The following is a 14,431-nucleotide window of genomic DNA, read 5'->3' as shown; positions in this document are numbered from 1 at the left end:
GCATGTGTTCATTCCTATTCTCATGCTACAAAGCAAAGCAACAAAAAAAACCAGGCCTCTTTTAGCAAAAATTGGCCGCGGGACGATTGTCTTGTTGCTGTGCATTTTGTTGTTGCTTGCCTTGTTGCTGCTCCTCCTTCAAACCAAGTCAGTTCAGAATTTTGCCAGAAAAAAAATTGTCACTTATCTGGAGCAAAAACTGCATACCCAATTATCCATCCAGCGCTTGGACATCCATTTCCCCAAAATACTGGTGCTGGAAGGGGTGTATATCGCAGACCAAAGCAAAGATACCTTGCTGGCTGGCCACCAATTGAAAATTGACATCGACCTGCTTCCCTTGCTCAACAACCGGGTGCAAATCAATGAGATCAACTTAAACGGCATTACGCTGAAGCTGAAGCGACAACAGCCGAATCAGGCATTCAATTACCAGTTTATTGTGGATGCTTTTGTAAGTAAGGAGACTCCAGTCCCGGAAGACAGCTCTACCCTCATCATGGCGGTAGAAAAATTGATTGTGGACGATACCCGCCTGGTATTTTTGGATGTCGTGACGGGCAATGACGTTGATGTTTACCTTGAGCATGCACAGTTGCGCATCGCACGCGTCGACGCGACCAAACTGGAATACGATGTGCCCAGCATTGCCATTCGTGGCTTAAGGGGGCGGATCAACCAAACCACAGCCCTGGAGCTTATCGCCGTCAATACCAATCCCGATCCTGAAGTGGTCAACGAAAAACCGGAATATTTCAAATTGACCAATCAACAAACACTCCTGCAAGACGTAGACCTCGCTTACAGCAATGAGGCCGCTGCCCTGAAGACGAAGTTTAAGTTCAAACGCCTGAACATTTTTCCGAAAAATATAGACCTGGAAAAAAGCCTGATCGCCCTCCGCAGCCTGGAGCTAAGTGATTTTGAAGGCCGAGTCGATCTGAACGCACAAGCTGCTCCAGAAGTCATCAAACTGACCACCCAAACCAAGCAGGAAATACCAACTGAATACCTGCCCTGGAAATTCACTGCCGATGCCGTCCGTCTCTCCAACAACAATTTCACTTACAATGACAATACCCAGGCCCGCCAAAAACGAGGGATGGATTACGCCCACCTGAACTTCAAAAACCTAACCCTACTTGGCAACGATTTTTTGTACTACCAGGATACCATCGCCCTCAGGGTCACCAAAGGGAGCACGAAAGAACGAAGTGGGTTTATCCTGCAACAATTGCGAGCAAATTTTCAATACACAAGCCATGAAGTGCGGTTGGAAAAGTTGTGGGTCAAAACCCCCGGTTCCTCCATTCGCCGCAGGGCCACCTTCAGTTATCCTTCGATTGAAGCCGTACAATTAAAACCGGAGCTGTTGGGGCTAGATTTGGACATCGTGCACAGCCGCATCCAGGTAAAGGACATCCTCACTTTTGCACCTTACCTGGCCGATCAAGTGGGCTTCAAAAACCCCGATGACATCTTTCAGCTCAATAGCCGGATGGAGGGTAGCCTAACCAGGCTCAAGATCAAGGAATTGCAGTTCAGCGGTTTTGAAAATACCCAGGCCGACCTTTCGGGAACCATCAACAACGCGACCGACCCGGATCATTTTTCAGTAGACCTCGATATTCAGCAATTCCGCACCAGCCGCCATGACGCCTTGCTGTTTGCGCCCCCGAACAGTATTCCCGACAGCATTACGTTGCCTGATTCTATGTCGCTCCAAGGGACGGTAAAAGGCAACGCTGCAAACCTGACAGCAGGGCTGGTATTGGCTACCGATTTGGGCAACGCCCAGTTGGATGGCAGCATCAGCAATGCCGCCTACTCGGAAAAAGCGGCTTACACAGCCACCATCGCGGTACAAGCATTGCAAATCGGTACAATCATTCAACAGCAGGAAACGCTGGGTTCACTCAGCGCCAGTTTTAAAGTACAAGGCAAAGGTTATGCTGTAAAAACAGCCAAGGTGGCCATTCAGGGGGTGGTCGGCAGCGTCGTTTACAACCAATACAACTACCGCAATTTTCAGCTGGATGCAACCTTAGATCACCAACAATTTGATCTGCGTGGTGGCATGAAAGATCCCAACCTTCATTTTGCAGTGCAAGCCGAAGGGGAATTGGGTGGAGCTTATCCCTGTTTTGCCGCCAAGCTGAACATTGACAGCTTAAAAACTGGCCCACTTCACCTCAGCACCGATCCCATCGTTTACCGGGGCATTGTCCAGGCAAATGTTCCGGCGCTGAATTTGGATAGTTTAACCGGGCAGGTTTATTTGCTCAACTCTTTACTCGTGCTCAACAACCAGCGCATCAGCATGGACTCTGTTGAGTTGGTGGCCAGGTATAAAAACGGGCAGCAATCGCTCAACCTGAGCACAGACTTTGCCCAGGCTAGCCTCAGCGGCCAGTACAAACTGACTCAATTGGGAGCTATTTTTATCCAAGCCATCCAGCCTTATTATGCCATCACCGATAGTACCGCCTCTGACACCGCCCTGCTGTATGACTTTACCCTCCAGGCAGCCCTTACCGACCACGTGGCAATCAGGGCTTTTTTGCCCGATTTGCAACGCATGGACGACATCGCCCTGGATGCCCATTTTTCCAGCGCAGCAGGATGGGATGCCCATTTGAGCTCCCCCTACATTGTGTTTGGATCCAATACAATTGTCGGGCTAAACCTCAGTGCCCGAACCCAGGGGGATCAAATCCGCTTCAACACCACCGTAGCGGAAATCAGCAATGGAGAAAACTTTGCTTTACTTGGCACCCAATTGCGGGCAAGTATTGCCCACAATCAGGTGGATTTTGGTTTGCGGATCAGAGATCGCTCCAAACGGGACAAATACCTGCTCGCTGGTCTTTTTAGCCAGGAATCTGGAGGGCTGTATTCGGTAGCGTTGCATCCGGATAGTTTATTGCTGAATTACGAGCCTTGGTTCATTGGTCGCAACAATCTGATTCGGTTCAGTCTCACCCAGGTCAATGCCCGTAATTTTGATTTGAGCAAAAACGATCAACACCTGATCATCAACAGCAGGGACAGTACCGCCGATAGCCCCTTGGAAATCAATTTCGAAAAATTCCGGCTGTCCACCCTGACTGGATTTGCGCAGGTAGATTCTTTGTTTGCCGATGGCACCTTGAACGGAAGCATTGTCTTGAATGACCTGAGTACGCAAGCCAACTTTACTGCCGACCTGAACATCAATAACCTTGCCGTAGAAGGGGATACCCTCGGCGATGTCCATGCTAAAATCGACAACCTCAAGTCTAGTGTTTTTGCCACCGACGTCACCATCAAAGGGCATGGCAACGAGGTAGCGCTTACCGGCAACTATTACCTCAAAGCGGGAGACAAAAGCACGATGGATTTTAACCTGGCCATCAAAAGTTTGCAATGGAGTACCCTGGAAGGCATCAGTATGGGCAACATCAGAAATGGAAAAGGATACCTGACGGGCAACATAAAAATTGGCAATAAACCCACTTCACCCGACATTGCTGGGAGTCTGGGTTTCAACGAAACCAGTCTGGTCATTACCATGCTCAACAGTGTGTTTAAAATTGACAATGAACAAATCATCGCCGTAAACAACCAGGGACTGCGGTTCAATTCTTTTACCATTCGGGATTCCGCAGAAAACAAGCTCACCATCAATGGAAGGGCCAATACAACCAATTACTTGAATTATGTATTTGACCTGAGTGTGCGCGCCCAGGACTTTAAAGCACTGAATACCAGCAAAAAAGACAACAACCTGTATTACGGTCAACTCTTTTTTGACACCAATTTAAAAATTTCGGGCACCGAGTTGGCTCCGGTTGTAGATGGTACGCTGCGCATCAATAAAGACACCCGGCTAACGGCCGTACTGCCCCAAGAACAACCGGGTGTAGTGGAACGCGAGGGCATAGTGGTATTTGTAGACAAAGATGCCCCCCTGAACGACGCTTTGTTTTTGAGGCAATTGGACACCCTGAACAATACCAGCCTCCAGGGAATGGACGTTTCGGTAAACATTGAAGTAGATAAAAAAGCCGTTCTAAATCTGATCATTGATGAAGGCAATGGCGATTTTCTCCGACTCCAGGGAGAAGCCGTTCTGAATGGCGGTATCGACAAAAGTGGAAAAATAACCCTTACTGGCTCTTATGAATTGGAAGAAGGCGCGTACGAAATGTCCTTCAATTTTCTCCATCGGCGTTTCGACATTCAAAAAGGCAGCAAAATTACTTGGATCGGCGAACCCACCAATGCACTGGTGGACATCACGGCCGTGTATGTAGCCAATACTTCTGCCGTGGAGCTCATTCAGGACCAGATTACCGTGGCCAGAACTGACCTGCGTTACCAACAAAAGCTTCCATTTGAGGTGCATCTGAACATGGATGGATCGCTCCTGCAACCGATTCTTACCTTCGACATAGTTTTACCGGAAGAAAGTACCGTACGCATCGACAATGCCATTGCAACCCAGGTGGAAATGCGGTTGAATCAGCTCAAGGCCGAACCTTCCGAGTTAAACAAGCAGGTATTTGCCTTGCTCTTGCTGAATCGGTTCATCTCGGAAAATCCTTTTGAAAGCGCAGAAGGCTTAATCAATGCAGGAGCTTTGGCCCGCCATAGTGTCAGCAAAATGCTTACCGAACAATTGAATAACCTGGCCAGTGGTTTGATTGCCGGAGTAGACCTCAATTTTGACGTCGTTTCTTCAGAGGATTATACTTCGGGGAGTTTGCAAAACAAAACCGACTTGAATGTTGGCCTTTCCAAGCGCTTGCTCAACGACAGATTGAACGTTTCTATTGGTACCAATTTTGAATTGGAAGGAGGTCGCCAAACCAATGAAACGGGCACAGGGGGCAATAGCGCCTCGCCCAATCTGAATGTAGAATACCTGCTTACAGAGGATGGCAGGTACCTGCTGAGGGCCTATCGGCGCAACAAATATGAAGGCGTAGTAGATGGGTATGTAGTAGAAACCGGAATCGGATTTGTAATTTCGGTTGATTACGACCAGTTTAAAGAAATTTTTGAGGCCAGAAAAATGCGGCGAGGGATGGCCAAGGAAAGAAAAAGAAAGGAACAGGGTAACCTCCCGCCAGAAAAACCCGCCAATCCCCCTTTGAACCGGAAAATAGGCACAGATCCTGCTTTGATGAACAACACCAGAAAGGAAGAAGATGAAGAATAAGCTCACCGTTCCCATATTCTATACTTTCACTGCATCCCTAATCCTGCTGCTCATGGGTTGCAGTACCACCAGATCCGTTCCCGAAAATGACGCTTTGTATACCGGAGCAAGGATAAAAATGACCCGGACTACCCTACCCTCCAAACAAAAAAAAGCCCTACAAAGTACGCTCTTAGGCCTGACCAGACCCCAGCCCAATAGTCGAATTTTAGGAATGCCCTTCAAACTGTGGGTGTACAACCTGGGCAGTGAAAAAGGCCTGGGTGCCTGGTTGCGCCGAAAATACGGCGAAGCTCCGGTTTTACTCAGTGAGCTAAAACTGGGTCAAAACGCCAGAATACTGGACAATTATCTCGAAAACCGGGGCTTTTTTCAAGTGAAAGTTCAAGGAGACACTACGGTAAAAGGCAAAAAAGCCAGCGCAGAATACACCGTAGCAACTGGGCCTGAATATAAAATCAAACAGATTACTTTTCCTGCCGACAGCGGCATCCTTGAGAGTGCCATTCGTTCCACCCAGTCAAAAACCCTATTGAAGCCCGGAAACCCTTTTAACCTCGACCTGATCAAAGGCGAAAGGACGCGCATCGACATCGACCTGAAAGAAAAAGGATTTTACTACTTCAGTGAAGAATACCTGCTCATAGAAACCGACAGTACCCTGGGGCAGCATGAAGTAAACTTGTACATTCAGGTAAAACCGGCAACGCCCGCAGCAGCCCGGCAAACCTACCGCATCAACAATGTTTACATTTATCCGAATTACAACCTCTCTACTGCCAACCAGGATACCAGCTTGTCAAATGCCGAATTTTATGCGGGATATTACGTCATTGACTCTTCCCGGCTGTTCAAACAACGTGTTTTTGAACAAAGCATGCAATTCCAGCCCGGTGATTTGTACAGCCGAAAAGACCACAATACCACGCTCAGTTGGCTGATCAACCTGGGGAGTTTTAAGTTTGTTAAAAACCGCTTTGAAGCGGTGCTGGACAGCAATGGCGCCAAGTTGAATGCATTTTACTACCTCACTCCCCTGCGCAAAAAATCCTTGCGCGCAGAACTTACCGGAACCTCCAAAACCAATAACCTCGTCGGTTCCCAAATAACTTTAGGTTGGCGGCACCGCAATATTTTTCGGGGTGCCGAACAGTTGTCGATAAACTTGTTTGGAAGCACCGAAGTGCAGGTCAGTGGCAATTTTGGAAAATCAAATCCATATCGGGTAGGCGGGGAAGTTGCGTTGAGCATCCCTCGTTTTGTCGTTCCTTTCCTGAACATCCGAGGCCGCAGTGAATTTGTACCCAGAACCAACCTACTGCTGGGATACGAATTGTTGAATCGCCAAAACCTGTATACGCTCAACAGTTTTCGGGGAAATTTCGGGTACACATGGAAAGAAAGCCTGCAAAAAGAACACCAACTCAATCCATTTACCTTCAATTATGTAAAACCACTGACCATTGCGCAACAGTACATCGACAGCATTGCCAAAAATCCTTCGCTGGCCAAGATTGTAGAGCAGCAATTTATTGTCGGTTCGAGCTATACTTACAACTTCAATCAACTCGCCGGTTCCAATCGGCGGACAGGTATTTATTTCAACGGGCTGTTGGATATAGCGGGCAATATTGCCGGATTGTTGAATGGTTCCAATTGGAAAAACAACGAGGTAGGGACAATATTTGGGGTAAAATATGCGCAATTTGCCAAAGCAGAAATTGACCTGCGCTATTACAAACAGGTCAATCGGAGCAGCCAATGGGCCAATCGCCTCATTCTGGGTTTTGGCTATCCGTATGGCAATAGCCGACAACTTCCTTTTGTGAAACAGTTTTTTTCCGGGGGCAACAACAGTCTGCGGGGTTTCCGCAGCCGTACCGTCGGCCCAGGGCGTTACACCCCGCCCAACATTGGCAATCCAGGGGCGCTTTTTCTACCCGATCAGTCGGGCGACATCAAATTGGAGTTCAATTCTGAATACCGCCCCAAGCTGTTCAGCATCGCCGAAGGCGCTTTATTTTTAGATGCCGGAAATGTATGGTTGTTGAATGAAGACCCCTTGAAACCAGGTGCACAATTCAGCAGCAATTTTTTGAACGAATTGGCCATTGATGCCGGTTTTGGCCTCCGCCTGGATTTCACCATCTTGCTGTTGCGCCTGGACTTCGCCTTCCCATTAAAAGTGCCTTATGCTGCTAATTTACCCAATAAGAATATGGTGATCAATTTGGCGATTGGGTATCCTTTTTAGCAGCGCAAACGAACTTAACCCAGATCAATGCGTAGGAGTCAGGCTTTTGTATTTCCCACTGGTCTCCCTGTTGAAAACACGCTTTCTCAATGACGCCAAAAACGCAGTATTGCGGGTTAGTTTTGCTTGTAAACGGTACAAAACCACCAGCGCCTACTTCGATAAAAACAAGTCCATATAATGCTGTGGAACATCAAAAATGCCTCCATTTTCGGCATAAAATGTGGCATCGGTGTGAAACACGCCATTTTGTGCTTTTACCCATGAGCCAGTCGCTCTAGGGTGATAAGACATCAACGTATCCCAGCGTTTGAAATATTGATGCCCGTTGGTTTCTTGCAAGCCGATGCTCATTTCGGGAAAAGGAGCCAATCTTGCGGCCACCGCTTTGTTCCAATCCACCAAGATGGGGTTTACGGTCAAGTCTGCACAAAAGCAGGGAACTTTTTTTTCAGCGGCCAACTGGGTGATTTTCATGGTCATGCTTAGTGTTTTGGCAATCGCTTTTACCGCAATGGCCCCATAACCTTGTTCAATTTTAATGGCAGCATCCTCAACGGTGTGGGCACTTTCATCGGCGGCAATTCTTACCCCGAAGCCCCCTACAAAAGTTTCATTGCTTTCATCAAAAGGCTCCTCAATCACGGCAATTTGTTCAAGCGCGCCTATTTTGTGGGCATGGTCTATAAATCTTTGGAGGGTATCTTTGTGCTCATACCGGCCATTGGCATCAAAATAATAGGGAATTTTGCCACTTTTGGTATAGGGTGTTTCGTAATGCCCGATGGCTTTGTGTACAGCGGTCAAAAAAGCAAGGTCTTTTTCCAACATCTCCTTTTGTGTACCCGCAGCGCCGGTTTTCAATTTCAGGATAAAATAGCCTTCATCGGCGGCGGCTTTGATGCGCTCTGGCGTGGTACCTACACTGAAAGCGGGAATGCTGGCCACTTGAGTATGCCGATGCGATAAGCCCTGCTGATAGGCTGCGGGTATCAAGTCGTCGAATTGGGTTATTTTATTTTCTGCCGCATACAGCAGCCAGGCCGCATTGTCCAAACCAACCAAAGCATTTAGGGCAAACGTTTTTCGAAGGTCGGAGATGCCGGTTATTTTTTTGCCATAAGCCAATACTTCGGGCAAAATCAAATCAAGAAGTTCAACCGGATTGGTAAAAGAAGTGCCTTTGATCAATTGCAAAGCATACTCGCTCATGTTGTACATCAAGGCATTTCCGGCACTTTCGCTATGGCCTGCAAAAACCCTTGAATCCGACCAGAGCACCCCTTGCGTCGCCAATCCGATTTTTTGAATGCCTGATTCTGATTCCAGAAAAGCAACCGTTTGCCAACTGTTGGTAATGGCGCTGCCTTTAAAGCGGTACGGATAAAGGGGCTCTCTTTCAAAATCAGCATCTACCCGCTTGATTTTTATGGGAGAGGACGGCCTTTTAGCCAATGTTGAAACCGGAGGAATACCTACTGCTCCTAATGCCAGGGCCGAACCTGCAGTTTTGACAAATGCTCTACGGCTGATGCGGCGGGTGTTCGAGTGTTTCATATTTATTTATAGGTTTCGAGGGATAACATTCAAGGTGTACCAGGTTTCACCTGACCAGAGGGATTGCCCGCTTTGGCTTTTGAGTTGTTTCGGCAATTGAAAATAGACCACATGTTTGGGCTTGAGGTTAGGTACTTCAATAGCAACCCTTTTCCGGTCTGCTGAAATCGTGATTCGGGTAGGTTTTAGTTTTTCCAAATCCATTTTGGGGCCGCCGTAATTTTTGGTCGGCAAATACCACCATTGCTGCATCCACAAATCAGCTGGACGTATGATGGTGTTCTGTTTTAGGGGTTCGGTGAATTCTATTTCAAAACCTTTGGGTTGAGCCCTTACGGCCAACATTTCAAACGTAGATTTCCCATTGTATTTTAGCCGTTGAAGCCCACTCAAGCGGTCTCTCCAGCTCCAGCCACCGCCCATCATGCCTACTTCCCCTACATACAAGGCGCCGTCGGGGCCCCAACGCAAGCGATTGACCCCTGCCTCAAACCCTTGTGAAAACATGAATACAGCGCCCTGGTATTGTCCCTCTATTTTCTCCAAAAAATCCCGATTTATGCCGCCAAACGTCACGTCACCGTGCAACATTTGGCCTTTAAAAATGCCCTCCCGAATCAGCACGGGTTCAGAAGGTGAATTGCCAATGTCGTTTTCGGGCAACCAAATCGCTGGCATGGCCATTTCGGGAGCCGGATCGGCACTCAACCAACCCCATTGCATGCCGTGGTATTCTCCCTTTTTGACATGAATCAGTTTATTGGCTGGAAGCCATTGGCCTTGATTGTCGGTGACGAATAACTCATTATCGACCCCCAACCCAATGCCGTTGGGGGTGCGCAAACCAAAATTGACCACTTCAAAACTGCCATTTTTAGCGATCTTAATGGTTTTACCACGGTCGGGCAACTGTTTTTCATCTGGTTTCAACCGCATCGCCATGGAGAGTGTAGCGTAGAAATACCCCTCTTTGTACACCAGGCCAAATGCGAACTCATGAAAATCTGCGCTTACATCCCAACTGTTGCAGATGGTCTGGTACTCATCAATGACCTCGTCACCATCCAGGTCTACTAGTTTGGTCAATTCCTGTTTTTGCAAAACGTAAATTTCGTCGTTGACGACTTCAATACCCAAGGGTTCCGCCAATCCAGAAGCAATGCGCTTCACCGAAATTTTGCTTGCATCACCACCTGTGACTCCATCCAGCAAGTACACCCCTCCTACCTTATCCCAGGTGGTGACCAATAAACGCCCATCGCTGAGAAATGCCAATCCACCTACCCGAGGCTTGAATGCGGCAGTATGTAAATTAACCAGGTCAAAGCTGGGATGAACACCTTCTAATGGTGCACCAAAGCCTTGTTCTTTGGATTTTAAAGGCAAATCCTGGGTGTTTTTTGCCGATTTTTTGGCAACAAGCGCGGGTTCCTTGGGTTTTAAGGTAAAAATATACTCCACGATCGCGGTTAAATCGGCACTGTTTAAGTTTGGATGCGGATTCATTAGGCTATTTCCCCAGGTTCCACGACTCCCATTCTTTATTTTAAGGGACAGTTGCACCACATTTTTTTGATCGTAGCGGTACTTTTGAGCGATCTTTTTGAAGGAAGGGCCCACTTCATCTTCGTCAATGTTGTGACAAGTAAAACAATCAGCTTTATCCATCAATGCTCTGCCTGCGTGGATTGGATCTGGTTTGGGGATAGGCGGAACTTGATCCGGCAAAGGGTTGAAATAGGCGGTGTAGCTGGTAGTGCCATTTGGTTTCAGGGCGATTTGGGTTCCGGTAGCGCTTAGATTCAACTCTACGCCTGCTGGAACATTCAAGGTTTTAAAGGTTCTTTCCAAGCCAATTTTACCTGATTTAGCTCGAACAAATTCTGGACTTTCTTCAACCCAAACGGTGTCAGATGAGCTTAAAACCAGGGCAAAACGCAGGAAGATTTGATTGTTTTTTAGCCTATAGCCTTTGTGGATGATTTTGTTTAACACACTGATTCCGTTTTTCTCCGCCCTCCAGCGATTGGTACGCGTGCTGTCTGTCCAATAACTGGCTCCCCATGAGCTTGGTTGAATTTCTTTTTTATCGGTATAAGGAGCACCATCTAGAGAAACCCCACCTTTCCAGGCTTTATACAACTGACACCGAGTCAGGCTATAGGCAAGGTAACAGGCGGAATCCAAAGCAAGGGTGAGCATGCGGGGTTGTTTGTCTAAAACCGATCGAATGACCCATACCTCTTCTGGCCTTTGGGGATCTGTCGACGAAAAAGCCAGACTTGAAATAAAAATTGCCAGGATTACCCCAAAAGAGATCCCGAAGTGATGGAATTTTTCAGTGCTCATTTTTAATCTAAATCTTTGTGTGCCATATCGACTTATTTAATAGATGATTTCAACTTGATTCCTTGCTTGATTCAAGTCCCAGAATTTTTCAGCAAGCATTGTAGGCGTGTGGGTTTGGCTTTCTGGGCTTATCCAACCACTTATTGTAATTGTTCCTACAAAGATATTCTCGGGTTTTAAAACCTGGTGAAGTTGGAGGGCCAGATTCCTCAATCCTGCTTTACCCATGGAAATTGAGGCCATGTCGGGGTTCGGATAATTGGCCGAACCTCCACCGGTGAGTAAAATTGAACCTTTGTTTTCTTTTAGGTCCGCAAGTAATTCTTTGGTGGCGGCAAAAGCATTGGCTACACTTATTTTAAAACCGTTGGTTAAGTCGTCCACTGTTTCGTCCATCAGCGGCTTCATTCGGTAGTCTACGGCATTGTATTGCAAAATTGAGATGCTCCCAAGTTTACTTTTGATCGATTGAATGGCAGCAATCATTTCAGGAGTATTGGCTACATCTGCTGTTGCAAATTCCGAAACAATATTCTGTTCAGCTAATTGGTTTTTCAGCTGCAACAGTTTGTCCTGGCTGCGGCTAATCATACCAATTTTATAACCTTCTTGGCCAAATTTTTCGGCGATAGCAAGGCTCAAACCTTGTCCCATTCCGATGATTAAAATTGTTTTTGTCATTTTGTTTTCTTTTTCAGCTCGATAAGCCTTGATTTCTGCGAGGATATCTCCTTCAATAATTTCTTCAATATTAGGTAATTGTTTTAGTTTTCTCAAATTTACCTCAGCTGCCCCAATTGGTCAACTAAGGCCGGGTGGTCGGATGAACCAGGAAAGTATTTTTCGCATGATTTTAGGAACATAGCCCAAGGTAAGTAATGGAAAGTGGTACCTATTTTTTATTTGTTGAGCCTAAGCGCATGCTTCAATCCTTTCTCCCACGCGGCAACAGCGCTACCGCAACGCACCCAATCACCGAAAGCACAATTAAAACCGTAAAACCCATGGCATAGCTGCCCGTTCTATCGCGCAAGGCACCAGCCATGATGGGGCCAAAAGCTTCGGCTAGGCCATCTACAGTCAACACAAGTCCCATCACGCGTCCCATCACTTTGACCCCAAACAATTCTGCGGCCATCAGTGGGATGATCATGTAATCGCCGCCCAGTCCAATGCCAAAGAGGACAGCGAACACATAGATCGCCGTCGGGGTAGTCGTGTTGTACAACAGCAAAATGGCCAGGGTTACGATGGCGTAGATGAGCAGCATGACGTATTTTTTGGGAAACTTGTCCGCCAACCAGCCCATCAACAGGCGCCCGATAATGCTTGAACCCAAGACCAGCGACATGATGTTGGCAGACTGGCCTTGGGTGTATTGCAAATCCAGGCTCAAAAACAATTTGAGGTTTTGGCTGACACCCGCTACTGCGCCAATGGAGCACATGCTCCCGATTGCCAATAAATAGAAGGATTTGCTTTTTAAGACACTGGCTAAAGAGACTTTTGGCTCTGGTGTTTTATGTTCTTCAACCTGTTCATCGGGATTTTCCTTGACAAACCAGGCCATCGGAAAGGCTACCACAATGATGATGATGCCCAGCACAGTCAGGGCCATACGCCAGCCTGCCTCCTGATTCAACCAACGGGCAATATGCGGCACCAACATGCCCCCTACCCCAATGCCCAGATAAGCAATGCCCATGGCTTTTCCCCGAGCGGTACTAAACCATCTGGAAATGAGCACTTGATTGGGCAATGGCCCACCGCACATGTAGCCCAGGGCAATCAGAAAATAGAAAACATAAAATTGCCAGGTGGATTGCATGATGCCCAGCCCCATCACCGCCACGCCAACCATCAAAATGCCTGACAACATCAGTCGCCGTGGCCCAAAACGATCGATGAACCAACCTGCGGCAAAACCAAATAGTGGGCCAACAATGACCTTTCCCGCCAGGTTTCCTGAGGTGACCATCGCCCTGGACCAACCAAAGTCTTTTACCCAAAAATCAAAGAAAAAGGGCAGCCCGTAGAACATAATGCCTACGATGGAAAACAAACTTAAAAAGCCGGTGGCGGTGACTTTGTATTGTCCTGCATTTAATTTTTCTGCTTGCATCTTGATGTAGGTGTTTTTTTTTGAATAGGGAAAAAGTTGAGGTGACTTTACAAACGCGGCATCGTAAGTCCGCCATCGACCATAAATACCTGGCCAGTAGAATATGGAAAACTGCCCATGGCCAGGGCACCAACCACTTTGCCCACGTCTGAGGGTGTTCCCCAGCGGGGTTGTACACAAAGCCCCTGGGCAATCAGGTTGTCGTATTTTTCTTTCACGCCCGCTGTCATGTCTGTAGCAATGACACCAGGGCGCACTTCAAAGACCGGGATGTCATGCTCACCCAAACGCGCAGCAAAAAGTTGGGTTACCATACTGATGCCGGCTTTGGACACACAATATTCTCCCCGGTTGACCGAAGCAACCGTTGCAGAAATGGACGAGATGTTGATGATGGAAGCGGAAAAGTCAGCCTGGGTTGCTTTTTGTTCAATCATCCAATTGGCGGCCGCCTGGGTCAGGAAATAGCAACTTTTGAGGTTGGTGTTCAGCACTTCGTCAAAGCTTTCTTCACTGGTGCTCAATACATCCTTCCTTTCGCGAGGCGCAATTCCCGCATTGTTGACCAGGATGTTTAATTGGCCAAAATGGTCTTTCACCTCATGCAAAATCTTCGTTCTATCGGCACTTAGAGCAACGTTACCCTGGCAGTAAATGACGTCAACGCCGAACGCACGGATGCTTTCCAGAACTTCCTGAACAGATTCTACGGGTCTTACGCCATTGATTGCGATGTTGAAACCTTGGCTTGCCAGTTGGGTCACTATGCCCAATCCGATCCCTCTGCTTCCTCCGGTTACTAGTGCGACTTTTGTCATTGTTGATTATTTTTGCGGTCAGCTTTGGGCTATCAGCGGTCAGCTATCAGCCTTCAGCAGATTTGAGCTATTGGCTGAAAGCTGATGGCTGACTGCTGATAGCTGAAAGCTGATGGCTGACTGCTGAT

The 14,431-nt window shown here is 47.4% G+C and carries 7 protein-coding genes; 2 read left to right on the top strand and 5 right to left on the bottom strand.

Translation table 11 applies throughout. The features are described from left to right. The first annotated feature begins 22 nt into the window (after window positions 1–22). Both ABW391_RS20870 and tamL read left to right on the top strand, forming a co-directional pair. On the top strand, window positions 23–5,203 hold the full coding sequence (locus ABW391_RS20870) for a translocation/assembly module TamB domain-containing protein (protein ID WP_353483854.1): 5,181 nt from the start codon (window positions 23–25) through the stop codon (window positions 5,201–5,203). After that, entirely contained in the window at window positions 5,193–7,457 is a 2,265-nt protein-coding gene (tamL, locus tag ABW391_RS20865) for a translocation and assembly module lipoprotein TamL (protein WP_353483853.1), read from the top strand. The genes ABW391_RS20870 and tamL overlap by 11 nt, the downstream gene beginning before the upstream one ends. Window positions 7,458–7,610: 153 nt before the next feature. Here tamL and ABW391_RS20860 read toward each other — a convergent pair whose 3' ends face one another. The 5 genes from ABW391_RS20860 to ABW391_RS20840 all read right to left on the bottom strand — a co-directional run bounded on the left by ABW391_RS20860 (window position 7,611) and on the right by ABW391_RS20840 (window position 14,303). Beyond that, a complete protein-coding gene (locus ABW391_RS20860; protein WP_353483852.1) occupies window positions 7,611–9,014 on the bottom strand; it encodes an enolase C-terminal domain-like protein in 1,404 nt (467 codons plus the stop codon). A gap of 6 nt (window positions 9,015–9,020) precedes the next feature. After that, window positions 9,021–11,363, bottom strand: a complete 2,343-nt coding sequence (locus tag ABW391_RS20855; RefSeq protein WP_353483851.1) for a c-type cytochrome — start codon at window positions 11,361–11,363, stop codon at window positions 9,021–9,023. Between the two features lie 36 nt (window positions 11,364–11,399). Next, window positions 11,400–12,140, bottom strand: a complete 741-nt coding sequence (locus tag ABW391_RS20850) for an SDR family NAD(P)-dependent oxidoreductase (protein WP_353483850.1) — start codon at window positions 12,138–12,140, stop codon at window positions 11,400–11,402. 148 nt (window positions 12,141–12,288) lie between these two features. Continuing rightward, window positions 12,289–13,485: an MFS transporter gene (locus ABW391_RS20845; RefSeq protein WP_353483849.1), complete on the bottom strand. Its 1,197-nt coding sequence runs from the start codon at window positions 13,483–13,485 to the stop codon at window positions 12,289–12,291. 47 nt (window positions 13,486–13,532) lie between these two features. After that, window positions 13,533–14,303 carry a 3-ketoacyl-ACP reductase gene (locus tag ABW391_RS20840; protein ID WP_353483848.1) on the bottom strand — a complete coding sequence of 257 codons (771 nt, stop codon included), beginning with the start codon at window positions 14,301–14,303 and terminating at the stop codon, window positions 13,533–13,535. Window positions 14,304–14,431 lie beyond the last annotated feature (128 nt).

The sequence above is a fragment of the Haliscomenobacter sp. genome, from assembly GCF_040403615.1.
Classification (GTDB): Bacteria; Bacteroidota; Bacteroidia; order Chitinophagales; family Saprospiraceae; genus Haliscomenobacter.
Note: the sequence above shows the minus strand (reverse complement) of the source record. Positions and strands in the feature narration are given on the sequence as shown.

Excerpts from the sequence above, each read along its gene's own strand:
- tamL (WP_353483853.1), top strand. The coding sequence starts at position 5,193 with ATGAAGAATAAGCTCACCGTTCCCATATTCTATACTTTCACTGCATCC.
- ABW391_RS20840 (WP_353483848.1), bottom strand. The coding sequence starts at position 14,303 with ATGACAAAAGTCGCACTAGTAACCGGAGGAAGCAGAGGGATCGGATTG.
- ABW391_RS20845 (WP_353483849.1), bottom strand. The coding sequence starts at position 13,485 with ATGCAAGCAGAAAAATTAAATGCAGGACAATACAAAGTCACCGCCACC.
- ABW391_RS20870 (WP_353483854.1), top strand. The coding sequence starts at position 23 with ATGCTACAAAGCAAAGCAACAAAAAAAACCAGGCCTCTTTTAGCAAAA.
- ABW391_RS20860 (WP_353483852.1), bottom strand. The coding sequence starts at position 9,014 with ATGAAACACTCGAACACCCGCCGCATCAGCCGTAGAGCATTTGTCAAA.
- ABW391_RS20855 (WP_353483851.1), bottom strand. The coding sequence starts at position 11,363 with ATGAGCACTGAAAAATTCCATCACTTCGGGATCTCTTTTGGGGTAATC.